Origin of the sequence: Arcobacter lacus, assembly GCF_003063295.1 — a bacterium.
In the GTDB taxonomy this organism is placed as follows: Bacteria; Campylobacterota; Campylobacteria; order Campylobacterales; family Arcobacteraceae; genus Aliarcobacter; species Aliarcobacter lacus.
Genome location: NZ_MUXF01000005.1, coordinates 187,172 through 212,461 on the forward strand (window position 1 = coordinate 187,172; position 25,290 = coordinate 212,461).

Annotated in this window: 31 protein-coding genes, 1 tRNA gene and 1 pseudogene; 22 read left to right on the plus strand and 11 right to left on the minus strand. The window is 26.7% G+C overall.

Annotation, left to right across the window (positions count from 1 at the left end):
- The first annotated feature begins 14 nt into the window (after nucleotides 1–14).
- Genes B0175_RS04335 through B0175_RS04345 form a run of 3 tightly spaced genes read left to right on the plus strand, consistent with a single transcriptional unit; the run spans nucleotide 15 to nucleotide 2,304 of the window.
- Nucleotides 15–518 (plus strand): NADPH-dependent FMN reductase, encoded by a 504-nt coding sequence (locus B0175_RS04335; RefSeq protein ID WP_108527442.1) that lies wholly within the window; start codon nucleotides 15–17, stop codon nucleotides 516–518.
- 2 nt (nucleotides 519–520) lie between these two features.
- Nucleotides 521–1,219 (plus strand): pirin family protein, encoded by a 699-nt coding sequence (locus B0175_RS04340; RefSeq protein WP_108527443.1) that lies wholly within the window; start codon nucleotides 521–523, stop codon nucleotides 1,217–1,219.
- A gap of 56 nt (nucleotides 1,220–1,275) precedes the next feature.
- Nucleotides 1,276–2,304 (plus strand): glyceraldehyde 3-phosphate dehydrogenase NAD-binding domain-containing protein, encoded by a 1,029-nt coding sequence (locus B0175_RS04345; protein WP_108527444.1) that lies wholly within the window; start codon nucleotides 1,276–1,278, stop codon nucleotides 2,302–2,304.
- A gap of 39 nt (nucleotides 2,305–2,343) precedes the next feature.
- Here B0175_RS04345 and purM read toward each other — a convergent pair whose 3' ends face one another.
- On the minus strand, nucleotides 2,344–3,339 hold the full coding sequence (purM, locus tag B0175_RS04350) for a phosphoribosylformylglycinamidine cyclo-ligase (RefSeq protein ID WP_108527445.1): 996 nt from the start codon (nucleotides 3,337–3,339) through the stop codon (nucleotides 2,344–2,346).
- A gap of 100 nt (nucleotides 3,340–3,439) precedes the next feature.
- On the opposite strand from purM, the gene B0175_RS04355 reads away from it, so the two are divergent.
- The 5 genes from B0175_RS04355 to B0175_RS04375 are packed head-to-tail and all read left to right on the plus strand — an operon-like array spanning nucleotide 3,440 to nucleotide 7,033.
- Nucleotides 3,440–3,988, plus strand: coding sequence for a spermine/spermidine synthase domain-containing protein (locus B0175_RS04355; protein WP_108527446.1), 549 nt, complete (start codon nucleotides 3,440–3,442; stop codon nucleotides 3,986–3,988).
- Between the two features lie 43 nt (nucleotides 3,989–4,031).
- On the plus strand, nucleotides 4,032–4,622 hold the full coding sequence (coaE, locus tag B0175_RS04360) for a dephospho-CoA kinase (RefSeq protein ID WP_108527447.1): 591 nt from the start codon (nucleotides 4,032–4,034) through the stop codon (nucleotides 4,620–4,622).
- A complete protein-coding gene (gene dapF, locus B0175_RS04365) occupies nucleotides 4,619–5,359 on the plus strand; it encodes a diaminopimelate epimerase (RefSeq protein WP_108527448.1) in 741 nt (246 codons plus the stop codon). Before coaE ends, dapF begins: the two co-directional genes overlap by 4 nt.
- Before the next feature lie 24 nt (nucleotides 5,360–5,383).
- Nucleotides 5,384–6,553 (plus strand): formate-dependent phosphoribosylglycinamide formyltransferase, encoded by a 1,170-nt coding sequence (gene purT / locus B0175_RS04370; RefSeq protein WP_108527449.1) that lies wholly within the window; start codon nucleotides 5,384–5,386, stop codon nucleotides 6,551–6,553.
- 9 nt (nucleotides 6,554–6,562) lie between these two features.
- On the plus strand, nucleotides 6,563–7,033 hold the full coding sequence (locus B0175_RS04375) for a GNAT family N-acetyltransferase (RefSeq protein WP_108527450.1): 471 nt from the start codon (nucleotides 6,563–6,565) through the stop codon (nucleotides 7,031–7,033).
- A 1-nt stretch (nucleotide 7,034) separates the two neighbouring features.
- Here the strand turns inward: B0175_RS04375 and B0175_RS04380 are convergent, their stop codons facing one another.
- The 3 genes from B0175_RS04380 to mqnP form a co-directional block, all read right to left on the minus strand.
- The gene (locus B0175_RS04380; RefSeq protein ID WP_108527451.1) at nucleotides 7,035–7,343 is read right to left on the minus strand and encodes a tetratricopeptide repeat protein; all 309 of its coding nucleotides are present in this window, start codon (nucleotides 7,341–7,343) and stop codon (nucleotides 7,035–7,037) included.
- Nucleotides 7,344–7,519: 176 nt separating this feature from the next.
- Nucleotides 7,520–7,596, minus strand: a tRNA-Arg gene (locus B0175_RS04385).
- A gap of 43 nt (nucleotides 7,597–7,639) precedes the next feature.
- Nucleotides 7,640–8,500: a menaquinone biosynthesis prenyltransferase MqnP gene (gene mqnP / locus B0175_RS04390; protein WP_108527452.1), complete on the minus strand. Its 861-nt coding sequence runs from the start codon at nucleotides 8,498–8,500 to the stop codon at nucleotides 7,640–7,642.
- A gap of 79 nt (nucleotides 8,501–8,579) precedes the next feature.
- On the opposite strand from mqnP, the gene B0175_RS04395 reads away from it, so the two are divergent.
- From B0175_RS04395 to B0175_RS04460, 14 genes are all read left to right on the plus strand, one after another.
- Entirely contained in the window at nucleotides 8,580–8,783 is a 204-nt protein-coding gene (locus tag B0175_RS04395; RefSeq protein WP_108527453.1) for a hypothetical protein, read from the plus strand.
- A complete protein-coding gene (gene miaA / locus B0175_RS04400; protein ID WP_108527454.1) occupies nucleotides 8,780–9,655 on the plus strand; it encodes a tRNA (adenosine(37)-N6)-dimethylallyltransferase MiaA in 876 nt (291 codons plus the stop codon). The genes B0175_RS04395 and miaA overlap by 4 nt, the downstream gene beginning before the upstream one ends.
- 80 nt (nucleotides 9,656–9,735) lie before the next feature.
- The gene (gene rpmE, locus B0175_RS04405; RefSeq protein ID WP_004510193.1) at nucleotides 9,736–9,939 is read left to right on the plus strand and encodes a 50S ribosomal protein L31; all 204 of its coding nucleotides are present in this window, start codon (nucleotides 9,736–9,738) and stop codon (nucleotides 9,937–9,939) included.
- Nucleotides 9,940–9,951: 12 nt separating this feature from the next.
- Nucleotides 9,952–10,773, plus strand: coding sequence for a 16S rRNA (cytidine(1402)-2'-O)-methyltransferase (rsmI, locus tag B0175_RS04410; protein ID WP_108527455.1), 822 nt, complete (start codon nucleotides 9,952–9,954; stop codon nucleotides 10,771–10,773).
- Nucleotides 10,770–11,459 carry a 23S rRNA (guanosine(2251)-2'-O)-methyltransferase RlmB gene (rlmB, locus tag B0175_RS04415; protein ID WP_004510195.1) on the plus strand — a complete coding sequence of 230 codons (690 nt, stop codon included), beginning with the start codon at nucleotides 10,770–10,772 and terminating at the stop codon, nucleotides 11,457–11,459. Before rsmI ends, rlmB begins: the two co-directional genes overlap by 4 nt.
- Nucleotides 11,460–11,471: 12 nt before the next feature.
- Nucleotides 11,472–12,281, plus strand: coding sequence for a hypothetical protein (locus tag B0175_RS04420; protein WP_108527456.1), 810 nt, complete (start codon nucleotides 11,472–11,474; stop codon nucleotides 12,279–12,281).
- 3 nt (nucleotides 12,282–12,284) lie between these two features.
- Nucleotides 12,285–13,499, plus strand: a complete 1,215-nt coding sequence (locus tag B0175_RS04425; RefSeq protein ID WP_046996241.1) for an LL-diaminopimelate aminotransferase — start codon at nucleotides 12,285–12,287, stop codon at nucleotides 13,497–13,499.
- Between the two features lie 124 nt (nucleotides 13,500–13,623).
- Entirely contained in the window at nucleotides 13,624–14,886 is a 1,263-nt protein-coding gene (locus B0175_RS04430; RefSeq protein ID WP_108527457.1) for a homoserine dehydrogenase, read from the plus strand.
- 44 nt (nucleotides 14,887–14,930) lie between these two features.
- Nucleotides 14,931–15,707: a complement resistance protein TraT gene (locus tag B0175_RS04435; protein ID WP_108527458.1), complete on the plus strand. Its 777-nt coding sequence runs from the start codon at nucleotides 14,931–14,933 to the stop codon at nucleotides 15,705–15,707.
- A 46-nt stretch (nucleotides 15,708–15,753) separates the two neighbouring features.
- Nucleotides 15,754–16,155, plus strand: a complete 402-nt coding sequence (locus B0175_RS04440; protein ID WP_210004270.1) for a hypothetical protein — start codon at nucleotides 15,754–15,756, stop codon at nucleotides 16,153–16,155.
- A gap of 52 nt (nucleotides 16,156–16,207) precedes the next feature.
- The gene (locus B0175_RS04445) at nucleotides 16,208–17,155 is read left to right on the plus strand and encodes a hypothetical protein (RefSeq protein ID WP_108527460.1); all 948 of its coding nucleotides are present in this window, start codon (nucleotides 16,208–16,210) and stop codon (nucleotides 17,153–17,155) included.
- Nucleotides 17,155–18,294, plus strand: coding sequence for a beta-ketoacyl-ACP synthase III (locus B0175_RS04450; protein ID WP_108527461.1), 1,140 nt, complete (start codon nucleotides 17,155–17,157; stop codon nucleotides 18,292–18,294). The genes B0175_RS04445 and B0175_RS04450 overlap by 1 nt, the downstream gene beginning before the upstream one ends.
- Complete coding sequence (locus tag B0175_RS04455) at nucleotides 18,291–18,692, plus strand: hypothetical protein (RefSeq protein ID WP_108527462.1); 402 nt, start codon at nucleotides 18,291–18,293, stop codon at nucleotides 18,690–18,692. Before B0175_RS04450 ends, B0175_RS04455 begins: the two co-directional genes overlap by 4 nt.
- Entirely contained in the window at nucleotides 18,685–19,674 is a 990-nt protein-coding gene (locus B0175_RS04460; protein ID WP_108527463.1) for a BtrH N-terminal domain-containing protein, read from the plus strand. Before B0175_RS04455 ends, B0175_RS04460 begins: the two co-directional genes overlap by 8 nt.
- On the opposite strand, the gene B0175_RS04465 is transcribed toward B0175_RS04460, so the two are convergent.
- From B0175_RS04465 to B0175_RS04495, 7 genes and pseudogenes are all read right to left on the minus strand, one after another.
- Complete coding sequence (locus tag B0175_RS04465; protein WP_108527464.1) at nucleotides 19,667–20,488, minus strand: hypothetical protein; 822 nt, start codon at nucleotides 20,486–20,488, stop codon at nucleotides 19,667–19,669. The two genes, B0175_RS04460 and B0175_RS04465, sit on opposite strands and share 8 nt — an antisense overlap.
- 3 nt (nucleotides 20,489–20,491) lie before the next feature.
- Nucleotides 20,492–21,622, minus strand: coding sequence for a beta-ketoacyl synthase N-terminal-like domain-containing protein (locus tag B0175_RS04470; protein WP_108527465.1), 1,131 nt, complete (start codon nucleotides 21,620–21,622; stop codon nucleotides 20,492–20,494).
- Nucleotides 21,615–21,869 (minus strand): phosphopantetheine-binding protein, encoded by a 255-nt coding sequence (locus tag B0175_RS04475; protein ID WP_175406297.1) that lies wholly within the window; start codon nucleotides 21,867–21,869, stop codon nucleotides 21,615–21,617. Before B0175_RS04475 ends, B0175_RS04470 begins: the two co-directional genes overlap by 8 nt.
- Nucleotides 21,869–23,029 (minus strand): ABC transporter permease, encoded by a 1,161-nt coding sequence (locus B0175_RS04480; RefSeq protein ID WP_108527466.1) that lies wholly within the window; start codon nucleotides 23,027–23,029, stop codon nucleotides 21,869–21,871. Before B0175_RS04480 ends, B0175_RS04475 begins: the two co-directional genes overlap by 1 nt.
- Nucleotides 23,029–23,763, minus strand: a complete 735-nt coding sequence (locus B0175_RS04485) for an ABC transporter ATP-binding protein (protein WP_108527467.1) — start codon at nucleotides 23,761–23,763, stop codon at nucleotides 23,029–23,031. Before B0175_RS04485 ends, B0175_RS04480 begins: the two co-directional genes overlap by 1 nt.
- Nucleotides 23,764–23,772: 9 nt before the next feature.
- Nucleotides 23,773–24,987 carry an AMP-binding protein gene (locus B0175_RS04490; protein ID WP_108527468.1) on the minus strand — a complete coding sequence of 405 codons (1,215 nt, stop codon included), beginning with the start codon at nucleotides 24,985–24,987 and terminating at the stop codon, nucleotides 23,773–23,775.
- Nucleotides 24,968–25,290, minus strand: a pseudogene (locus B0175_RS04495) (hypothetical protein); the annotation flags it as partial. The gene B0175_RS04490 and the pseudogene B0175_RS04495, both read right to left, overlap by 20 nt.

A 25,290-nucleotide genomic window follows, 5' to 3' on the forward strand; every position in this document is an offset into this window, starting at 1 on the left:
AAAAAGGAGTTAAGATGGTACTGATTTTTGTAGCAAGTCTAAATGAAAATATGAGTCTTGCAAATCTAGTAAAAAGTAAATTAGAGAGTAAAAAAATAGATTCAAGGATAATAAATCTTGTAGATTTAAATCTACCAATGTATGATACATTTAAAGAACAAAATGATGGTATTCCTCAAGTTGCTCTTGATTTAGCAAAACAGATGGAAGAAGCAACTGCTTATGTATTTGTTTCCCCTGAATATAACTATGGTGTTCCACCAGTATTAGTAAATGCAATAGCTTGGATTTCAAGAATAGGAGATAATTTTAGAAAACTATTTTCTTTGAAAAAAATTCAATTAGCGACTCATTCTGGAAGTGGAGGGCAAGATTTATTAAATGCTTTAAGAAGTCAATTTACAAGACTTGGAGCAGTTGTAATGCCAAGAGAAATAATAGCAACTTATGAAAAAAAATGTAAGGAAGATAGTTTAGAACGAATTTTAGAACAATTTGAAACTCTAATTAAGGAGTAAAAATGCTAAGAAAATTACCAAAAGAAAATATGGGAACATCTAATCTTGGTTGGTTAGAGAGTCGTTTTCATTTTAGTTTTGCAGAGTATAGAAATCCAAACAATATAAATTTTGGAGTTTTAAGAGTTTTAAATGATGATATTGTTCACCCAAGAAGTGGATTTGATACTCATCCTCATGCAAATATGGAAATTATTTCTTATGTTATAAATGGTGAGATTACTCACAAAGATTCTATGGGAAATAGTGAGACTTTAAAAAGAGGTGAAGTTCAATATCTAAGTGCTGGTGATGGTATTTATCATAGTGAACATAATCTTCATGAAAGTGATGATTTAAGACTTTTGCAAATATGGATTATTCCACCAAAAAGTGGACTTCCAAGACTTTATGGTTCTTTTAAATTTGAAGAAAATGAAAGAGAAAATAAATTATTAAATATTGTATCTTCTTTGAATGGTGATAGCAAAATAAAAATCTATCAAGATATAAATATTTATGTTAGCGAATTTGATAAAAAACTTGAATATAAAATAGAAAAAAATAGGCAAGTATATTTTGTACAAATTGAAGGAAAAGCTGAAATAAATGGTACTATTTTAGAAAATGGTGATGCTATGGAAATAGTTGATGTTGATAAATTAACTATAAATCCAATCGTAAAAAGTCATATTTTATTTATTGAAATGGAAAAGAAATAAGTCTATAAATAAAAATAAACTATACTACGATTAAAAAATATAGTATAGGTTAGCTTATGAGTACAAAAATACTCCTAAATGGAGCAGGAAGAATTGGAAAAGCTGTTTTAAAACAGCTTTTAGAAAATAAAGATTTTGAAGTTGTTGCTATAAATGAAATAAATCCATATATTGAAAATATAGTTTATTCAATAAACTATGATTCAACTTATGGTAAATTAGAAGATAAATTTAAAATTATTGAAGATAATTATATTCAAAACTCTAAATCAAAAATAAAAATCACACATTTCGATTCTTTAGATAAAATTGACCTAAAGAATGTAGATATTATAATTGATTGCAGTGGGAAAAAAGAAGATGCAAAACTTTTAGAGAAACTTCCCGTAAAAGCTATATTTTTAACTCATCCAAATAAAAATGCTCATATAAATCTAATTTTAGGAGCAAATGAAGAGAAACTTGATATAGATCTTCATAAAATAATTTCAACAAGTTCATGTAATGCTACATCTTTACTTCCTGCTTTAAAACTAATTGATGATAAAAAAGAGATAATTTGTGGTGATATAGTAACCATTCATCCACTACTTAATCACCAAAGAGTTCTTGATGGTAACTATGTTGGAAGTGCAACTAGAGATGTTGATTTGAATTTTGAATTTGGAAGAAGTTCAACTCAAAATATAATTCCAAGTCGTACTACAACAATAAAAGCGTGTTCTTATGTACTTTCTAAATTTAATAGTGAATTGATATCTTCAAACTCTTTGCGAGTTCCAACAGATACAGTTGGAGCTATAAATGTGACTTTATTTACAAAACAAACTTCAACAAAAGATGAAATAACAAAACTTTTTTTAGATTTTGAAAAAAATCAGAAATTTCCTATTGTTTTAAATAACTTTGAACCATTAGTTTCAAGTGATTTTAAAAAAGAGAAATATACAACGATAATTGACCATAGATATTTAGAGGTTAAAAATAATATGATAAAACTTCTTTTATGGTATGACAATGAGTGGGGATATGCTTCAAAAGTTGTTGAGATTTTAAAATATTATGAAGAGATAAAAAAAGGGTGAGTTTTTATACTCACCCTTTTTTAATTGATTAAATTTATCTTAGATAAATTCTACTTTTCTTTCACCTGATTTTAGTTCACCAATTATATATCCATCAGTATTAGCTAAAATCGCATCTACATTTGAAGGATTTACTACAAGTACCATTCCAACACCCATATTAAATGTTCTATACATCTCTTCAAGTTCTACGTGTTTACTCATAAATTCAAAGATTGGTAAAACTTTGATTTTACTTCTTTCAACAACTGCTGTTAAATTTTCAGGTAAAACCCTTGGTAAATTCTCAGTAATTCCACCACCAGTGATATGTGCTAAAGCATTGATTTTATCTTTATTAGCTTTGAACTCTTTTACATAAATTCTTGTTGGCTCTAATAAAACGTCTTTTAGTTTTTTACCTTGGAAATCATCTTCTAAACTCATTCCTAATTTTTCTAAAAGCAGTTTTCTAACTAATGAAAAACCATTTGAGTGAACACCTGAACTTGGAAGTGCTATCAAGATATCTCCAGCTTTTACTTTTGAAATTCTATCAAGCTCATCTTTTTCTGCAATTCCTACACAAAAACCAGCTAAATCGAAATCACCTTCTTTGTACATACCTGGCATTTCAGCAGTTTCACCACCAACTAGCGCACATTCGCTTCTTATACAACCTTCTGCAATTCCTTTTACTACTTGTGTAGCTTCGTTAACATCAAGTTTTGCAGTTGCATAATAATCTAGGAAAAATAATGGTTCTCCAAAGTTACAAAGTAAATCATTTGAACACATAGCAACTAAGTCAATTCCAACAGTATCAAATTTTTTTGCATCAATTGCAAGTTTTAACTTAGTTCCAACACCATCTGTTCCAGATAAAATTACAGGTTTTTTGTAACCACTTGGTAACTCAAATGCTCCTGCAAAAGAACCAATTCCACCTAAAACTCCTGGAATTACTGTTGATTTAACATATGGTTTGATATTTTCTACGAATTGATTTCCCGCATCTATATCAACACCTGCATCTTTGTAACTAACTGTTGCCATTATTCACCTTTTTGTATCTATATTTTACAAATCTTGCGATTACTTTAAAAATTTTTGGGTATTATAGCAAAATATTTATAAATTTTAAGGACTATATATAATGAAACATAATAACGCATTTAATGAAATGATGGTACATATACCACTTTGTACACATAAAGAAGCTTTAAAAGTTCTAGTAATTGGAACAATTAATGATAATTTGAAAATAGAAGCTTCAAAACATAACAAAATTTCAAGTATTGAATTTGGAGATTTAGCATTTTTAAAATCACACAATGAAAAAAACATTGATGTTATAATTTTAACAGATGTAAAAATTGATGAACTATTACTTGCAAATATTGAAAGAATATTAAAAGATGATGGACTTATATCTTTTGCTACAAAATCTTTTTCAGAAGATGAAGAACAACTATTTAGTGATTTAAAACTTGTTGGTTCAAAATTTTGGATAGCTATGCCATTTAAGTTTGGACATAATACTTCAATCATTGCATCAAAAAAATATCATCCAACTGCAGACTTAAATCTTCAAAGAGCTGATTTACTTGATGATTTACAATATTATTCAGCAGAGATTCATAATGCTTCTTTTGTATTCCCAGCAGGAGAGTACAAAGCTTTAACTGGAATTGCAAAAAGATAAATTTTAAATTTAAATAAATCATTATTGTAGTAAAATCCAAACTATGAGTAATGATTTATTTAAAAATGCTATCGCCTTAACAGGTGGAATTTCAACTGGTAAAAGTACAGTTTGTAATCTTTTGAAACTTCATGGGTTTCTAACTATTGATGCTGATAAAATCGCACATAAACTTTTAGACGAAAATTCTTCAAAAATAGAAGAGATGTTTGGAAAAGAGTATGTTGAAAATGGAAAAGTTTTAAGAAAAGAACTTGGAAAAATCATTTTTTCAAATGAGGAAAACAAGTTAAAACTTGAGGCTCTACTTCACCCTTTAATCAAAGAAGAGATTATTAAAGAGTCAAAAATATATGAAGAACAAAATAAACCATATTTTGTAGATATTCCACTTTTTTTTGAAAAAATGCATTATCCAATTTCTAAATCTTTAGTTATTTATACTCCAAAAGAGTTACAAATACAACGGCTTATGAAAAGAGATAATATAGATGAAAAAGAGGCAAAACTAAAAATCTCAAATCAAATGGATATTGAAGAGAAAAAAAAGCTTGCTGACATGGTAATAGATAATTCAAAAGATTTAAAACATTTACAAAATGAAGTTGAAAGAGTAATTGGAGAGATTATATGACATACACAAAATATAGTGCAAGTGGGAATGATTTTATCATTTCACACTCATTTATTGAAAAAGATTATAAAGCTGAAGCAATAAAATTATGTAATAGAACTGAAGGTATTGGAGCAGATGGTTTTGTAGTTTTAGTTCCAACAAATGAAGCAGACTTCAAATGGTTATTTTATAATAGCGATGGAAGTGATGCTTCTATGTGTGGAAATGCAACAAGAGCAGTAACTCATTATGCTTATACAAATGGTTTAATAACTAAAAATCAAGCAAGATTTTTAACTGGTGCTGGAATTATAAAAGCTATTGTTGAAAATGATATTGTTGAAACTCAATTAACTAAAGCAAAAGTTATAAATGAAGAGTTTAGTGAAGATGGATTTATTTGGCATTTAGTGGATACTGGAGTTCCTCATCTTGTAACAATAGTTGATGACTTAAATCTTTATAACCATGAGTTATGTGCAAAAATGAGATATAAATATAATGCAAATGTTAATTTTGCAAAAATAGAAAATAAAACAATAAAAGTACGAACTTATGAAAGAGGAGTTGAAGGTGAAACTCTAGCTTGTGGAACAGGAATGGCAGCAAGTTTTCTAAGAGCGAATAGCTTAAAACTGGTAAATGATATTACTTTTGTTTATCCAAAAAGTGGCGAAGAATTAACTTTATCAATCAAAGATAATACAATTTATTTCAAAGGTGCTGTAAAAAAAGTTTTTACGGTTACTCTTTAACAATTTATAATAAAAAGGAAAAATATGAAATTTACAGCACCTTTAAAGTATGACTCTATAAAAATTATGCTTCTTGGAAGTGGAGAACTTGGAAAAGAAGTAATAATTGAAGCTCAAAGATTAGGAATAGAAACAATAGCAGTTGATAGTTACAACAACGCACCAGCTCAACTTGTAGCAAATAAATCATATACAATAAATATGAAAGATAAAAATCAACTTCTTGATATTATAAGAAGAGAAAAACCAACTTATATTCTTCCTGAAGTTGAAGCTATAAATATTCAAGCTTTATTTGATGCTGAAAAAGAGGGATTTCATGTAATTCCAAATGCTGATGCAGTTAATAAAACTATGAATAGAAAAAATATCAGAGAGTTTGCAGCAGAACAACTAAAACTTCCAACAAGTAAATATAAATTTGTAACAACTTTTGAAGCTTTAAAAGAAGCTGCAAGTGTTATTGGATTTCCTTGTGTTATTAAACCTGTTATGAGTTCTTCTGGTCATGGGCAAAGTGTTGCAAGAAGTGAAGCTGATTTAGAAAAATCATGGGAAATGGCAAAAGAAGCTAGAGGTGATGCTAGTGAATTAATCGTTGAAGAGTTTATCACTTTTGATTATGAAATTACAATGTTAACTGTTAGAAATGGAAAAGATACAGTATTTTGTGAACCAATTGGACATATCCAAAAAGATGGTGACTATATCTTCTCATGGCAACCAATGAATATGAGTGAAATTGCAGTTAAAAAATCTCAAGAAATAGCAAAAACTATAACTGATGGTTTAGGTGGACGTGGGATTTTTGGAGTTGAGTTATTTGTAAAAGGTGATGATGTTTATTTTAGTGAAGTAAGTCCAAGACCACATGATACTGGAATGGTTACTATGATTACTCAAAGTGCTAGTGAGTTTGCACTTCATGTAAGAGCAGTTTTGGGTTTACCAATTGATTTTATAACTTATGGAGCAGGTGCAAGTGCTGCATATAAAGCAAGTGGCGATAGCTTCAATCCTCAAATTGATATTTTTGATTCTTCATTTACAAAAGATTCAATTATTAGAGTATTTGGAAAACCACAAAGCCATGTTGGAAGAAGAATGGCTGTTGCACTTACATTTGATAAAGATAGTAGTGATAAAGCTTTACAAAAAGCAAAAGAGATAATAGGAAATTTTAAAGATTTTTAGAAATACCAAATGAGTGAAGATATAAAGATAGTAAAATTTTCGCCAAAATACAAAGAAGATTTTAAAAAGATAAATCTTTGGTGGATTGGTGAATATTTTGAAGTAGAAGAATCAGATATAAAAGTATTGAATGAACCTGAAAAATATATTATCGATATTGGTGGAGAAATTTTTTTAGCTTTATATAAAGATGAGGTAGTTGGAACTTGTGCTTTAATAAAATCAAAAAATGAAAACTTTGATTTTGAATTAGCTAAATTGGCTGTTTTATCAAAAGTACAAGGTTTAAAATTAGGTTTATTTTTATCTCAAGCAGTTATAAATGAAGCTAAAAATAGAGGTGGTAAAACTATATTTTTAGAAACAAATAGTGTTTTAACACCTGCTGTAAGTTTGTATAAAAAATTAGGATTTGAAGAAATTCCTAATTTTAAACCAAAATACAAAAGAGTTAATTTAGTGATGCTTAAAAATCTTTAATTTATCTACAAATAAAAGGATTTTCATTGCAAATTCCATCAAGAGCTTTTTGAGCTTTTTTATAACCTTGTTTTGATGATTTTTTATACCATTTAATCGCTTCTTTTTTATTCATTTTTACGGCTTTTCCTGTTTCATACATAAATCCAAGTCCATATTGTGCTTTTGCATCACCTTTTGAAGCTAAATCATCAAATATTTTAAAAGCTTTTTGATAATCATTCATTAATAATGCTTTCTTACCATCTTCAAAAGTAACTCCAAAAACTATGCTATTTAAAATAATTAAAAATAAAAATAATTTTTTCATTTAACTTCCTCCTCACTGTTGGAATGAATAAATTATATCAAATAATTATCATAAATAGAAGAAAAAATTATAAGAAATTGGATTTAAAAATTTTACAGGTAAATATTTTGAATTAAATATAAAGTTTGAAAAGTTATATATTAGTGGTATTTTTTGGATTGAGTTCGATTATAAAATGGCACGCCTGGTAGGAGTCGAACCCACAACCCACCGGGTCGAAACCGGTTATTCTATCCAGTTGAACTACAGACGCACCTAAAATTAGGATGTAAGTCTATCCTAATATTTCTTAAATTTTAAAAAAAGATATTATCTAAAACTATTAAAAGGAAGAAAACTATTCCTAAATAACCATTTACAGTAAAAAATGCTCTATCAATTTTTTTAAAATCTTTATTTACTAAATAGTGTTCATAACTAAGCATCAAAGCACTTATTATTACGGCAAGATATGCAAAATATGAGCTACTTGAGTAGATTACAAATAAAAGCCAAAATATTACTGTTAGTGCGTGAAATACTTTTGAAAAAAGCATAGTTTTTTCTACTCCAAATACAGAAGGAACAGAGTGAAGACCAAGTTTTTTATCTACTTCTATATCTTGTAAAGAATAAAGTAAATCGAAACCAGCAACCCAAAACATAACACCAATACTTAAAAATATTACCCATAAAGGTATATTTTCACTAACAGCAACTACACCTGCAATTGGTGCAAGAGCTAAAGAAATTCCTAAAATAATGTGTGCAAGATATGAAAATCTTTTAAAATAAGAGTAAGAACCAATGATTATTAAAATAGGTAATGATAAAATAAATGCTAAATCATTTACAAAATAAGCAACCAATATAAATAAAAGTGCATTAACCACTACAAAAATAAACATAGCATTTGCACTAATTCTTCCATCTACATTTGGACGATTTATAGTTCGTGGATTTAAAGCATCGATATCTCTATCCATATATCTATTAAATCCCATAGCAAAATTTCGTGCAGTAACAGCTGCTAAAACACCAAGTACCAAAAGTTTAAAACCAAACCAACCATTTGCTGCTACAACCATAGCTATAAAAATAAATGGTAAAGCAAAAATAGAGTGTTGGAACATTACAAGTTCGCTAAAATCATTAAGTTTTTTCATCAATTTTTTCATAGCAGGGATTTTATCCTAGATTAATTAAATTAAACCTTTTTGGGTTATAATGAAAAATATTTTATAAAAAAGAGAATATATGAAAAAAATTGTTTTATTTATTTTAAGTCTATTTTTAATTCTAAATTTTAGTGCTTGTTCTTCAAAAACTCAGGATGAAATTACAAATTCACAATCAAATGATATTTCAAAACTATTAAAAACAATTATTGAAAAAGAAAAAGAGATAAATGAACTTAATAAAAAATTAGAAATTTGTGAAAGTAAAAAAGTAATAAAATGAAAGAAATAGCAATTATTGGTTCAACTGCATCAGGAAAAACTGCTTTATCTCTTGAAATTGCCTCAAAAACAAATTCTATAATTTTATCATTGGACTCTTTGTGCGTTTACAAAGAAATAGATATTGTTTCTGCAAAACCAACTTTAGAAGAAAGAGGTGAAATTTTACATTTTGGAATAGATGAAGTTTATCCAAATGTTGAATTTGATGTGGTTTGTTTTATGGAGTTATACAAAAAAGCTAAAGAGTATGCTTTAAAAAATGATAAAAATTTGATTATAGTTGGTGGTACAGGATTTTACTTAAAAGCTTTAATTGATGGATTGTCTTTAGGAATTGAAACAAAAATAAAATTAGATATTAGTGTAGCAGAAGCTTATGATTTATTGTATTCATTGGATGAAGTGTATATGAAAAAGATAGAAAAAAATGATAAATATCGAGTAGAAAAAGCTTATGCAATTTATAAACAAACAGGCTTAACTCCAACTTTATATTTTGAAAAAAATCCTAAAATTCCACTTGCAAAAGATTTAAAGATATTTGAAATTTTATGGGAAAAAGAAGAGCTAAAAAAAAGAGTTGCATCAAGAACAAATACTATGATAAAATCAGGTTTGATTGATGAAATTATTTATTTAGAAAAAAAATATACAAGAGCTCCAAATTGTATGTCATCTATTGGTATTGTCGAAACATTTGAATATTTAGATGGAAAATTGTCTAAAGAAGAGTTAGAAGAAAAAATTTCACAAAATACAATGAAACTTGCAAAAAGACAAAATACTTTCAATAAAGGTCAATTTTTAAATAAGACTTCAAATATAATAGATAACTTAAATTCAGATATACTTAAGTATTTCTCGATATAATCACAACCCTAAAGAGTTTGGTAAAGGGCTTGCAAGGACTTGACCTTTTATCTTACATTAATTTAATTAAGGAAAATGGAATGAAAAAAGATATTCATCCAGACTACAAAGTTTGTACAGTAACTTGTGCTTGTGGTAATAGTTTTGAAACAAAATCAAATGTTGAGACTTTAAAAATCGATATTTGTTCTTCTTGTCACCCATTCTTCACTGGTGAGCAAAAACTTGTTGATGCTGCAGGAAGAGTTGAGAAATTCAAAGCTAAATATAACATGGCTAAATAGTAGTAAAATACTATGTTATGCTTAGTTCCGACTCCGATTGGAAATTTAGAAGATATCTCTTCGAGGTCACTTAAAGTTCTTGAAGAGTCGGAATTAATCTTTTGTGAAGATACAAGAGTAACAAAAAAACTTCTAAACCTTTTAGGTGAAAAGTATAACTTAGACTTTTCAAATAAAGAGTATAAATCTTTTCACTCTCATAATGAAAATCAAATATTAAAAACTTTAGACAAAGATACTTTTTCTAAAAATGTTGTTTATGTAAGCGATGCAGGAATGCCTTGTGTTAGTGACCCAGGTGCTACGCTTGTAGATTTTTGTATAAAAAATCAAATTCCTTATGATGTTCTTCCTGGTGCAAATGCAATTTTAACTGCTTATGCAATGAGTGGATTTACACAAACTACTTTTTCTTTTTATGGATTTTTAGACCATAAAGGAGCAAGTCGTGCTTCAAAACTCGATGAGATTTTAAATGATGATAAACTATCAATCCTTTATGAATCACCTCATAGGCTTTTAAAACTTCTTGAAGAGTTAAATGAAAAAGAGCCAAATAGAACAATATTTTTAGCAAAAGAGATAACAAAACTTCATCAAACTACTTATAAAAATAGCGCTTCAAATCTTTTTGAAGAGTTTAAAAATATAAATATAAAAGGTGAATGGGTTGTAGTAATTGAACCAAAAGAAAAAATTGGTTTAAATCTTGAACTAAATGATATATTACCTTTAGATTTACCTCCAAAAACAAAAGCAAAATTAATTGCAAAAATGACAGGACAATCTATCAAAGAGGTTTATCAACAATTTTTGGATAACATGCCGTCATGATAATATACGGAAAACAAATAGTACTTTATGTACTTGAAAATCACCCAAAATTAGTTGAAGAAGTTTTTCTTTCAAAAGAGATAGATAATAAACTATTTTCAAAATTTTTAAAATTAGGTAAAAAAATCCATAGACTAGATAACCAAAAAGCGCAAGCTTTAGCAAAAGGTGGAAATCATCAAGGATTTTTTTTAAAGTTGAGTCAGTTTGACTATGCACCGATAAAAGAATTAAAAGCGATGAATTTTATTTTAGTTTTAGATGGAGTAACTGATGTTGGAAACATTGGAGCTATTGCTAGAACAGCTTATTCTTTAGGAATTGATGGAATAATTGCATCAAATATAAAAACTATAAATAACTCTGGAATTGTAAGAACAAGTGCTGGAGCATTACTTGATTTACCATTTTGTATTCATCCAAGAAGTGCAGATTTAGCAAGTGAATTAATAGATGCTGGATTTACTTTGATTGGTGCAACAATGGATGGTGTTGATTTAAAAAAATATGGAAAAATAGAAAAAAGTGATAAAGTAGCTCTATTTTTAGGAAGTGAAGGAGAAGGTATTTCTCCAAAAGTTGCTAAAAAATTGGACTTAAAAGTATCTATAAAAATGGAACATGAATTTGATTCTTTAAATGTTTCAGTTGCAGCGGGAATATTGATTTATAACCTAAAAAGATAAAAAGAGTAAAATATGATAAAAAAATTAATCCTAATTATTGCTTTATGTGTGACTTCAAATGCAAGTATAAATGACGCAGTTCAAAATTTACTAGGAGCTAGTGATTATAATACGCATAGGAATTTAATTAATCATATTTTCAAAAATTCAAGTTCATTTTATAAAAATGGTCAAATTGATTATGTAAAAATTACTCAAGAATTATCAAATAATAATCTTCTAAAATTAGATTTAGGAGGAACTAAAGATATTGAAGTATCTTTTAGTTTTAATGCAAATGCAAAAAAATCAATGAAAAATATAAATGATATATTAAAAGCTATTGGACAACAAAATTTTATAACTCAAAGTGAAGTAGTTATAGAAGATCAGTTAAAATGGACTATTAGATTAAAAACTGCAGCCGCCATAAACCCTCTCAGATTATCTCAAGAATTACAAAGTACAAACAGTAGTATTGTAGATATAAAAAGAGAGGGAAATCTTAAGTGGAGTTATTTTATTGATTCAACTAACTCTACAGTTTATAAAACTGAAGATTTAATAAATAATAAAAGTTTATCATTAAAAAAACCAAATAAACCATATATTATTGAAATATCAAATACAGGTGCTATTAGCATAAGTTCAAATATAAATAATAGTTGGTATCCAAGTATAGTTTTTTATGATAAAGATTTTAAAATTATTGAAATAGTAGAAAAAGATAGTTTGCACAAAAATTTAGTAATAGATGTGCCTAATAATACAAGATATATCAAAATTGATGATTTATATTCTCTTGCAAATTTAAAGCAAGGGATTAGCATTACTAAGGAGTAATAAATGTTTGCAGAAATTGAATTTGAACGAATGAAAAGACTTCCAAATTATGTATTTGCAGAAGTAAATGCAATAAAAATGGAAGCAAGAAGAGCAGGGGAAGATGTAATTGACTTCTCTATGGGAAATCCAGATGGTCCAGCACCACAACATATAACAGATAAATTAATTGAAGCGTCAGCAAAACCAAAAAATCATGGATATAGTGCAAGTGCTGGTATTTTTAAACTAAGACTTGCTATTTCTAACTGGTATAAAAGAAAATATGATGTTGATTTTTTAGATCCAAATAAACATGTATGTGCAACAATGGGTTCAAAAGAGGGTTATGTTCACTTAGTTCAGGCTATTGTAAATGTTGGAGATGTAGCTGTTGTTCCAGACCCAACTTATCCGATTCACTCATATGCATTTATGTTAAATGGTGCAGCTGTTCATAAGTTTGAATTAGCATTTGATGATGTATTTAAAGTTGATGAAGATCTGTTTTTTGAAAGATTACAAAAAACACTTGACGAGTCAATTCCAAAAGTAAAATTCGTAGTTGTTAATTTCCCTCATAATCCAACTTGTGCAACTGTAACACCAGAATTTTATACAAGATTAGTAGCAATGGCTAAAAGAGAAAGATTTTATATTATCTCTGATATTGCTTATGCTGATATAACTTTTGATGGATATAAAACTCCTTCAATTTTCCAAGCAGAAGGTGCTTTAGATGTTGCTGTTGAATGTTTTACATTAAGTAAATCATATAATATGGCTGGATGGAGAGTAGGTTGTATCGTAGGAAATGAAAAACTAATCGGTGCATTAAAAAGAATCAAATCTTGGCTTGATTATGGTATGTTTACTCCTATTCAAATTGCAGCTACTGTTGCACTTGATGGACCACAAGATTGTGTTGAAGAACATATTGAGAAATATAGAAAAAGAAGAGATTTAATGCTTGAAACATTTGCAGATGCTGGTTGGGTTATGAATAAACCAAATGCATCTATGTTTATTTGGGCAAAAATTCCTGAAGTTGCAAGTCACTTAGGAAGTATGGAATTTTCAAAACAATTATTAACTCAAGCACAAGTTGCTGTAAGTCCAGGAATTGGATTTGGACACTATGGTGACCAATATGTAAGAATTGCTTTAATTGAAAATGAAAAAAGAATCAGACAAGCTGCAAAAAATATAAAGAAATATTTAAAATCATTAGAAAAGTAAGCTTTGTTCTCAAAGCCCTTTAGTTTTTATTACTTTTAAGGATTTTTTAGAAATCCTGCTAAAAAGTAGATATAGAATAAATTCGGTTCCTTTAAAAGGGGAACCATTTTAAAGGAAATAAGATATGTTAAAAGTTGGAATTATTGGAGTTGGTACAGTTGGAAGTAGTGTTGCAAATATTTTAATTGATAATAAAAATATTATTACTGCACGTGCTGGTAAAGAGATTGTTCCAACTATTGGAGTAGTTTCAAACTTAGGCAAAAAAAGAGATGTTAGTATAAAATTAACTACAAATGCTGATGAAATTTTAGAAGATGATTCTATTGATATAGTTGTTGAATTAATGGGTGGAATTGATAAGCCTTATGAGATAGTTAAAAAAGCTTTATTAAAAGGAAAAGCAGTGGTTACTGCAAATAAAGCTTTATTGGCTTACCATAGATATGAACTTCAAGAACTTGCTGGCGATATTCCTTTTGAATTTGAAGCAGCAGTTGCAGGTGGAATACCAATAATAAATGCTTTGAGAGATGGATTAAGTGCAAATCATATTAAATCTATTCAAGGTATTATGAATGGAACTTGTAACTATATGCTTACACGAATGATAAATGATGGTGTAAACTATGATGAAATCCTAAAAGAAGCACAAGAATTAGGTTATGCAGAAGCTGATCCAACATTTGACGTTGGTGGATATGATGCTGCTCATAAACTTTTAATTTTAGGTTCAATTGCTTATGGAATAGATGTAAAACCTGAAGAAATATTAATCGAAGGAATTGAAAATATCACAAAAGCAGATATAGAATTTGCAAAAGAGTTTGAGTATTCTATAAAACTGTTAGGTATTGCAAAAAAAGTAGGAAATGAAATTGAATTAAGAGTTCATCCAGTTTTAATTCCTGAAGATAAAATGATAGCAAAAGTTGATGGTGTTATGAATGGAATCTCTGTTGTTGGAGATAAAGTTGGAGAAACTATGTATTATGGAGCAGGAGCAGGTGGTGATGCAACTGCTTCAGCTGTTGTTGCAAATATAATAGATATTGCTAGAAAAGGTAAAGGTTCTCCAATGCTTGGTTTTGAAAAACAACCAGGTGAAAAGATAACTTTAATGCCAAAAGATAATATCAAAACAAAATACTACTTAAGACTTGAAGTTGCAGACAAATCTGGAACTTTAGCAAAAGTTGCAACAATATTTGGAAATAATTCAATCTCTATTGAAAATATGATGCAAAAACCATTAAAAGATTCAAAAGCGAATCTTTTACTTACAACTCATACATGTGTAGAAAAAGATATTTTAAAAGCTATTAAAGAACTTGAAAATTCTGGAGTAGTTCTAACAAAACCTAATATGATAAGAATAGAAGATTGAATTTAAGTTATAATTTTAAATATAATATATTTTAAGGAGATTAAATGCATAAAATAAAAATTTTAAGTTTAAGTATTGTATCTGCTACACTACTTTTTACAGGTTGTGCGACAACTGAATTACAAACAAATGCAAAAATGACACAAAGCGTATTTATTAATCCAGTAAAAAAAGAATTGAAAACGATTTTTGTAAGAACTCAAAATACAAGTGGACAAAGTATTAATCTAGAAAGTTCTATTATAAGTGAATTAATGGCAAAAGGATATAGAATAGTTGATGATCCAGATGCTGCAACTTATGTTTTAATGATGAATGTTTTATATTGTGATAAAAAGCAAGAAAATAATGTTGCTGGAGCTGCATTAGGAGCTGGAGCATTAGGAGCTGGAGTTTCAGCTTATAATAGTCATGGAGCGACACAACCAATAGCTGTTGGTTTAGGAAGTGCTTTGATAGGCGGATTAGTTGGGAAAGCTTTAGAAGATACTATTTATCAAATGCAGGTTGATATTGTAATTAGAGAAAAAGCAAAAGGTGAAGTTTATACTTCAAGCGCAACAGTTCAAGGACAATCATCTGTTAGAGATTCAAATAAAGCTGGATTTGTGAATAGTTTTGGAGGAAATGTAAATAATGCAAATGCCTCTGGACAATTGAATTCAAACATGGCAACAGGAACAGCTCAAAGTTATTCAACAAATTATATAGAGCACAAAACTATGTTATTTGCAGAAGCAACTAAAATGAATTTAACTTTACAAGAAGCAACTCCAATCCTAGAAAAACAGATCTCAAATCAAATAATAGGGTTATTTTAAAGATTTTTTTGATAATATCTATTAAATTATTAAAATGGGAGAAAGAATGAAAGCAACATTAAAGCTACTGTTTATAACAGTTTTAGGATTATTTTTACTAACAGGATGTAGAACAGCAACTTTATATAATGTATCAGATAGTCCAATTGAAGTAAAAAAAGGCACTAGTGAAGAACAAGTATATAAAGCTATTAAAAATGCTGGTTCAAGTTTAGGTTGGATGATTACAAAAGTTAAACCAGGTCTTGCTCAAGGACAATTGAATATTAGAAAACATATGGCAATCGTAGATATTTCATATAATACAACTTCATATTCAATTAACTATAAAAATAGTAGCCAATTGGATTATAATGCTCAAGAAAATACTATTCACCAAAATTATAATGGTTGGGTACAAAATTTAGATAACGCAATCAAAATTCAATTAAACAATTTAGCTGACTAAAAGAAGATAGTACAAATGTACTATCTTTAACTCTCTTAAAAGAAGAAATAATTTGAATAAAAAAAAAATATTGATAGTATCGTATTCACAAACAGGACAATTAAATAATTTAGTTGAGAATTTTACAAAACCACTTTTGGAAAATGAAAATTTTGAATTAATATTTAAAAAAATAAAACCAGAAAAAGAATTTTCTTTTCCTTGGAATTTTATTACTTTTATGAACACTTTTCCCGAATCTGTATTAATGACTCCTTGTAAACTAGAAGATATAAAAGATGATGAAGATGAGTTTGATTTAATAATTTTAGCTTATACTGTATGGTTTTTATCTCCATCTATTCCTATTAGTTCTTTTTTAGAAAGTAATTATTCAAAAAATAAGTTTAAAAATAAACCTGTTGTGACTTTAATTGGTTGTAGAAATATGTGGCTAATGGCTCAAGAAAAAATAAAAAAACTTCTTGAAGATTTAGATGCAACATTAATCGATAATGTTGTACTAATAGATAAAGGAAATTCATTAGAAACATTTATCACAACTCCAAGATGGATGTTAACTGGTAAAAAAGATTCTTTTTTAGGACTTAGTAGTGCAGGAATATCAGAAGATGAGATTATAAAAACTCAGCGATTCGGTAAAGCTTTGGTTAAAGCTTTAGAAATGGATAAAGAAAAAGAACATAAAAGTTTATTGTATGGTTTAAAAGCTGTTGAAGTTGATCCAAAACTAATAAAAAGCGAAAAAATTGGACATAAAAGTTTTTTGATTTGGGGAAAATTAATAAAAAAAATAGGTGATTTTGAAAATAAGAAAAGAAAAATTGCTGTTATGTTTTATCTTGTATTTTTACTTCTTATGATTATAACAGTTGTTCCTATTAATATGATAGTTCAAACTATAATAAGAAAAATAAACAAAAAATCTATCCAGAAACAAAAAGAGTTTTATGAGTTGCCTAGTGGTAGTGAAGATTATAGAATGAAGGAATTTATGTAGTGATTGATGTATATATTAATAATATTCAAAAATTTATGCCAAATGAACCTGTATTTAATGATGAAATTGAGGATTATTTAGGATATATTGGTGGTAAAAAATCAAAAGCAAAAAATATAGTTTTAAGAAGTAATGGAATAAAAAGAAGATTTTATGTTTTAGAAAAAGATACACAAAAGCAATTATTTACAAATGCAAAATTATGTAAAAAAGCTATAAAAAAATTAGAAAAAGATAATTTTAAATTAGATGATTTAGAAATACTTGCTTGTGGTACAACTTCTCCTGATCAACTTATGCCAGGACATACTTTAATGGTACATGGTGAATTAAAACTTCATCCAATTGAAACTATTTCTGCATCAGGAATATGCCTTAGTGGAGTGAATGCTTTAAAATATGTTTATCTTTCTATAAAATCAGGAGAGTTTAAAAATGGAATCTCAACTGGTTCTGAAGCATCATCACCAATACTTAGTGCAAGAAATTTTAAAGAAGAATCAAAATGCTTAGATGAGTTAGAAAAAAATGCAAGTATTGCTTTTGAAAAAGATTTTTTAAGATGGATGTTATCTGATGGTGCAGGAGCAATGCTTTTAGAAAATAAACCAAATAAAGATAGTATTTCTTTAAAAATAAATTTTATAGATATTCTTTCTTATGCAGGAGATATGCCTGTTTGTATGTACAGTGGATTGGAAATACAAAATGACACGATAGAATCGTGGAGAGCATTTGAGCAAAATGAAGTTATGGAAAAATCACTTTTAAGTGTACAACAAAATGTAAAACTTTTAAATGAAAATATTGTTGAATATACAGTTGTTAGACCTCTTAGAAATATTATTAAAAAAAGAGAAATAAAAGCTGATGATTATAAATATTTTTTGCCACATTATTCATCTGAATACTTTAGAGATAAGTTATATGAAGGATTGAAAAAGGTGGATTTTGAAATACCATATGAAAAATGGTTTACAAATCTTACTAGTTTTGGAAATACAGGAAGTGCATCAATTTATATAATTTTAGAAGAGTTATTTAATAGTGGGAATTTAAAAAAAGGTGAAAAAATTCTTTGTTATGTTCCTGAAAGTGGAAGATTCTCAACTGCATTTTTCTCTTTAGAAGTAGTATGATAAAAGAAAGTCAAATTCCAAAAGAGGAAAACTCTACACTTGATGGTCAGCAAAAAGTTATGTATGCAGTAAATAATACAGGAAGCTTTGAAAGAGTCAATTATGGAAGTAGTACAGAAGAATTTGCTACTTTAACAGCTGTAAATGAATACAAAGTTCTTGAAAAAGAGTGTTTACAAGAAATTAAAGAAGGCATATCTTCTCCAATAAAATATTTTATGTATAAAAATAGAATGGATTTACCTACACTTTGTAGTGCAATTGGCATGTTTAGTTTTAGAGTAAAAAGACATTTAAGAATGAAATATTTTAAAAAATTAAATGATAAAGTTTTGGCTAAATATGCAGAAATATTTAATATAAATTTAGAAGATTTGAAGAGTTTTAAATATGAATAAAGAGTTTAAACATTCGCAATTTGCGCATTGTGAAAGTGGTGTTTTATCTTCTATGCTTACAAATTATGGATTAAGTATTAGTGAACCTATGGTTTTTGGATTAACAAATAGTTTAACTTTTGCTTTTTTTCCAGTAATAAAAGTAAATAATATGCCTTTGATAGCGTATAGAGCAATTCCCAAAAATATCATTAAAAATGTTGAAAAAGTTTTAAATATTAAAATGTATAAAAAGAGTTATAAAAATATAATTGAAGCTAATTTAGAACTTACAAAACTTGTAGAAAATGAAAAAAAACTTGTAGGATTACAAACTTCAGTTTTTTATCTTCCTTATATGCCAGAAAATATGAGATTTCATTTTAATGCACACAATTTATTAGTTTATGGAAAAGAAGGAAATATATATAAAATATCTGATCCTGTTTTTGAAGATGTTGTAGAATGTAATCAAAAAGAGTTAACAAAAGCAAGATTTGCAAAAGGAGTTTTTGCTCCAAAGGGATTTTTATATTATCCTTTAGAAATACCAAAAAATATAGATTTTACAAATGTTTTGAAAAAATCTATTAGAAAAAATGCAAAATCGATGTTAACACCTTTTCCTTTTGCTGGAGTAAATGGTATGAAGAAATTAGCAAAAGCTATATTAAAACTTGAAAATAAAGATGAAAGATATATTAAAAATTATCTTACTCATATTGTAAGAATGCAAGAAGAAATAGGAACTGGTGGCGGAGGGTTTAGATATCTTTATGCTGCATTTTTACAAGAAGCAAAGGCGTATGCTTTGGATAATGAAAAACTTGATAAAGCAATATTTTTGATTACAAGTTCGGGAGATACTTTGCGAGAGTTTGCTTTAAAATGTGTTGAAAGTGCAAAAAAATTAGAGAGATTTAATCCAAAAGATATTACAAATATTTTATTAAAAGCTTCAGAATTAGAAAAAGAAGCTTTTAAAATTTTAAAAACTATTTAATAAAATTAATTAGATAAGCTCTATTATTTTCATCAATACTAATAAAAATAGAATTATTAAAATCAGAATTTAGCATATCTATAATATCTGATATACTAGAAAGATTTTCAAAGTTTTTTACTAAAGAAGAGCGAATATTTAAATTTCCTATTTGGTTTTGTGCAAATTTATTTAAGGCTACCATATCAAAATCAATACTATTTAAGAAGTTGTTTAAATCAGATAAATTTTGGAAATATTCAACTAATTCTAATTTTGCAATACAATTATCTTTCACTGAATCAATATATAACCAAGAAGAGTTATCTTTTAATAAAAGAGAATCTTTTTGTATATCTTTTAGCTGAGATTGAGGTATATTTTTTAAAGATTCATCTATATAACCGATTAAAAAACTATTTGTATAGTTACTTTTATATTCAAAAAAAATAGTTTGAAGTGTTTTTTCAAAAGATAGCTCATTTGATGAAATAGTATAATTGTTTCCTTTACTATTTATAGCTTTTGAGATATAAAAACCAGTATTATTTGTATTGATATTTAAAAAATCGAAAGGCATTATAGGATTAGCATCTTTTAACTCATTTAAAACTTTATAAGTCTCTTCTATATTTCCATTATTAGTTGAAGCATAAATTGATAAATTTTTATCATAGTTTATGTTTTTAAGACAATTTATAGCTCCATAAATTGCAAGAAGATTTAACTTTGATACTCTTCTTAAATCAAAACTAACTAATTCTTTTAAAAATTTTTTATACTCTTTGTCTTCTTTATAATCATCTTCAACTTTAAATATTGATTTTATGTACATAACTTAACTCTTATTTGATAAAATTATAGAGGCATTACTTCCTCCAAATCCAACAAAATGAAATAAAACAGTTCCTTTATTTACTTTTTTGCTTTGTAAAAGTGGTGTAAAATTAACATTTTCATAACTATTCTTAAAATTTATTGTTTTTGGTAAAGTCCCATTTTTGATAGATTCACACAAGAGAATAATTTCATTAGAACCACAAGCACCTAATGTATGCCCAATATAAGGTTTTAGAATAACAATATCACATTTTTGATTCTGTTTTTTAAATAAACTATCAAGAGCTGTTACTTCAGATAAATTTGAATTCTCACTTCCAGTTGCATGAGCTTTTATACAAGTTAAATCTTTAATTTCTAGATTAGCCTTTTTTATAGTATTTTCTAAGCATAATAAAGTAGCTTCACCAGTTGGGTTTGAACTTGTAATTGAATGATCATCAAAACTATTCGCATAAGATATTATTTCAAAATCATCAGTATTCTTTTTTGATGTTTCAAGAATAATTGCACTACATGCTTCACCCAAAATTAAACCATCACTATCTTTATCAAAAGGCTTATACTCTCCACTAGGGCTTAATAACATTAAAGACTCAAAACCTTTATATGTAGATTGATTGAAAAACTCAAAACCAATAACAATGGCTTTTTTTATTTGATTATTTTTTATCTGTTCACTTGCTTTTATTATTGCATTTGTACTTGAAGTACAAGCTGTATGGATGATTGTACTTTGATAATTTGAACAAATTAAGTCTTCTAAGTATTTTGTAATATTTTTAAATCCAATAGAATCTAAACTGTTTTTATTTAAAAAAGATTCTTCTAATATAGATATTGAGTTCGATGTTGAAGCCAAAAAAATATGAAGCTCTTTTTGTTCATCTTTTGAAAGTTTTGCATCTTCTATTGCATCAAGTACAACTTGAGATAATAAGGAATAAAATTTATCTTTTTGCGAATCAAAATTTCTTTTTATTCTATAATAATTCAGACCTTCAAAATTATTATGTAAATAATCTTTATATGTTTCATCATTAATACTTTCAAATGTTTTTATACATTCAAATTTATTATTTCCTAAAGCACAAATAATTGAAGAACCCGTTATAAATGTTTTATGCATTTTTGATTAAATATTCTTCTAAACTATTAATTGATTGCATAATTTTTCTAAGTTCTTTACTATCTGTTGTTTTAAGTCCATATTTTTTATGAATAGCCATTGATATTTGTAATGCATCCATTGAGTCAAGTTCTAAAATAGAATCTGGTCCAAATAAAGCTTCATCATCTTTAATATCATCAATGTCACACTCTTTTTCACACTCTTCAATTATTAATTTTTTTAATTCATATTTTAAGTCTGACATCAAAATTCCCTTTTTTTTAGTAATAAATTTGCAAAAATGAGGCATATTGTACCAAAAATCAATAAGTAGCACAAATAAAGTCTTATATCATTGAAATTTCCAGCACGAACTAAAACCTCCAAGAAGCTTTCAAGTCCCCATGACATAGGGGAAAATATGCTTAAATCTTGCATAAACTGTGGCATCACAAATTTAGGAACCATAATTCCAGCAATAGCAGCAAAAATGATATTTATAACTCCTCCAATAGAAGTTGCTTCTTCTGTTGTTTTACTTATATTTGCTATTAGAAGTGCAAAACTAATTGCTGCGAAAGAGACAACAAAAGAGATTAAAATTAATAAAAAAAGATTTCCTTGAATATCTAATTTATCTCCACCAAATAAAGGAACAATGAAAATTCCTACTAAAAACATAAGAATAATTTGGATTTGGTTAATGATAAAATATGGTAGAATTTTTCCTAAAAGTATTAGATATAAAGGTACATTTATACTTTTTATTCTTTGAATAGTTCCAAAGCTTTTTTCATTTATAAATGTATTTGAAATAGGAATTAAAATAAAAAACATCGAAAAAATTAACCAAGCTGGAACGCTTTGTTGTACAGAATTTATCTTGAAACTATCTTTTTCATTTTTAAATATATATTTATTAGTTATAAAACTATCTAAGTTATCTAAACTTCTTGCATCAATTTTTGAATCAATAAAAAATTCTTTAGTGATAGATTTTGATATTAATTTAACCAATTCGTTTTTTAAAATGATTTGTAATTCATATTTAGTATCTGGTTTACTTAGTATTTCAATAGAAAAATCTTTATTATTATCTTTTATTTTTCTTTTAAAATCTTTATCAAGTTTTACAATAAAATCATAATTTTTGTTGTACATAATAGATGCAGGTTCATTTTCATCTTCTAAATAACTTTCAAAATAAGGGTTTTTATTAATATTTTCTATAATTTCTGAAATATCTTTATTTGAAGAACTTAATATTGCAACTTTTAGTTTTGTATCAATTGTTTGTGAGTAACTATTTTTTAATGCCAAAGACATTATTAAAATAAAAATAGTAGGCATTAAAAATAAAACTAATAGTGCGTGAATATCTCTGAAGATAAGTTTGAATTCTTTTTTTAAAATATAGTAAAACATCAATCCCTCAAACTCTCTTTTGTAATATCAAAAAATAACTCATCTAATTTTTCATAAGAATTATTTGCTTTTAAATTTTTAATACTATCTTGAATAATAATCTTTTTATTGTCCAAAATAGCAATTTCATCACATAAGTATTCTATTTCATCCATATAATGTGATGTATAAAAAATAGTTAATCCTTTTGTAATATTTATCTTTTTTATGATGTCTAAAATATATTTTCTTGAATGAGGATCTATTCCTACTGTTGGTTCATCTAGATATAAAATTTTTGGAGAATTTAAAAGACCAATTGCAATATTTAATCTTCTTTTTACTCCACCACTAAAAGTAAATGCTTTTTTGTGAATATATTTTTCTAAAGAACAAGATTGTATTACATCAAAAATTTTATCTTGCAAATTTTTAGATTTTAAACCATACAATGCACCAAAAAATTCTAAATTCTCATAAGCTGTTAAATTTGGGTAGAAAGCATAAGTTTGTGGAATATAAGATGATATTGATTTTATATTTTTTTCATCTGAGTCTAAATCATAGTCGTAAATTTTTATATTTCCAGAGTCTTTTTTTGTTAAATTATTTAATATTGATAATAAAGTTGTTTTTCCTGCACCATTTGGACCTAATAGTCCAAAGATAGTTGAAGAGTTTACCTTAAGATTCAAATCTTCAAGAATTTTTGTATTTTGATATGATTTATTTAAATTTTCTATAACTATTGACATATTATTTTCTTATTGAATTGCAAGTTTTTTACCTGTTGATGAGGTTTTAATTTTATCAACAATTTTTAGATTTATTGAAAATTTTAAATTCGATAACTCTTTTTTTAAAATATTTTGAATATCTTTTACTAGAAATTCTTTATGAGTTTCTAATGTAATATCTAAAAGTTCACCTCTTAATGAATTATTATTGCTATTTACTAAAACAAGAGCTTTTGTTATTCCTTCAACCTTTTCCAAAATATTCTCTATTTGTATTGTTGAGTATCTTTTTCCTGCAATTTTTAGTATTTGAGAACTTCTTCCAATAAGTTTAAATTTATTTTCTGAAAACTCTACATAATCAAATGTTTGTACTTCTTGATTTATATTTTTAAACTCTTTTTCGTAGAGTATATTTGATACATAAGGAGATTTTACTTTTAATCTATTTTCAATATCTATATCTAATTTTACGCTAGGTAATGCTTGCCATAATTCATCATTATTATATTTATATGCAATTCCACCTGTTTCTGTCGAACCAAAAATTTGAATGATGTTTGAATTGAATTTATCTTTGAATTCTTTGGCATCATCTGCTAATAATGGAGCTGTTGAAGAAATAAATATAGATTTATTTAAATCTTTTTTTGAATTGATTTTATTTAGAGCTTTTATGTAAAGAGGAGTAGTAACCACTAAAGAATAATCATCTATTAAATCTAATAAATCATTTGGTAAAAAATGTTCTTTTAATATAATATCAATATTATTGTGTAAAGGGTAAAAAAGTCCAAAAAGTGAACCATAAATATGTATAAAAGGCACAGTTACAATAACTTTATTTATTTTATAATCTTTTAATAGTTTTGTTAAATCTTCTATTTCTTTATCTATATTATCTTGTGTTTTTAATGCTGCAGTTGGAAATCCTGTACTTCCAGATGTAAAATATAAAAAGGAAAAATTTTGATGTTCAAATATATTGTTATTGTTGATTTCTTCATCAAACTCTTTTATATTTAGTTGGTCTAATTCATCTAATAAAGCTTTATTTGAACTATCAAAAAGAATTGATTTTGATTTAGAAAAATAAGATTTAAAGATTTTAAGAGCATTTTGTTTTTTACTATTTGAAGCAATATAAGATATTTTATTTTCTAAATTTTTATCAAAAAAGTTATCTTTAGTTATAGTATATTCATCTATGCTATTATCATCATTATGAATTTTTAGTTTCATTTAAAGAGCCTTTTAAAAAAATTAATAAAAATAAAATTGCTAGAATACCAATTGTAGATGCAATTCCTATTGAGAAAAGAGCATTTATATTAGAAAATATTAGAACTCCAAAACCTGCAAATGTTGTCAAAATTGAGTAAATTATTGCTTTGTCTGTATTTGAGTCTTTTTTATATGAACTTATATAAATACCATAATCAATAGAGATAGATAATATTATAAATAGCATAAAAATATGCAAAATATTGATATTTACAAACAAAGATATAGATAAAATAGAGGCAAAAGGGAAAAGAATAAAAC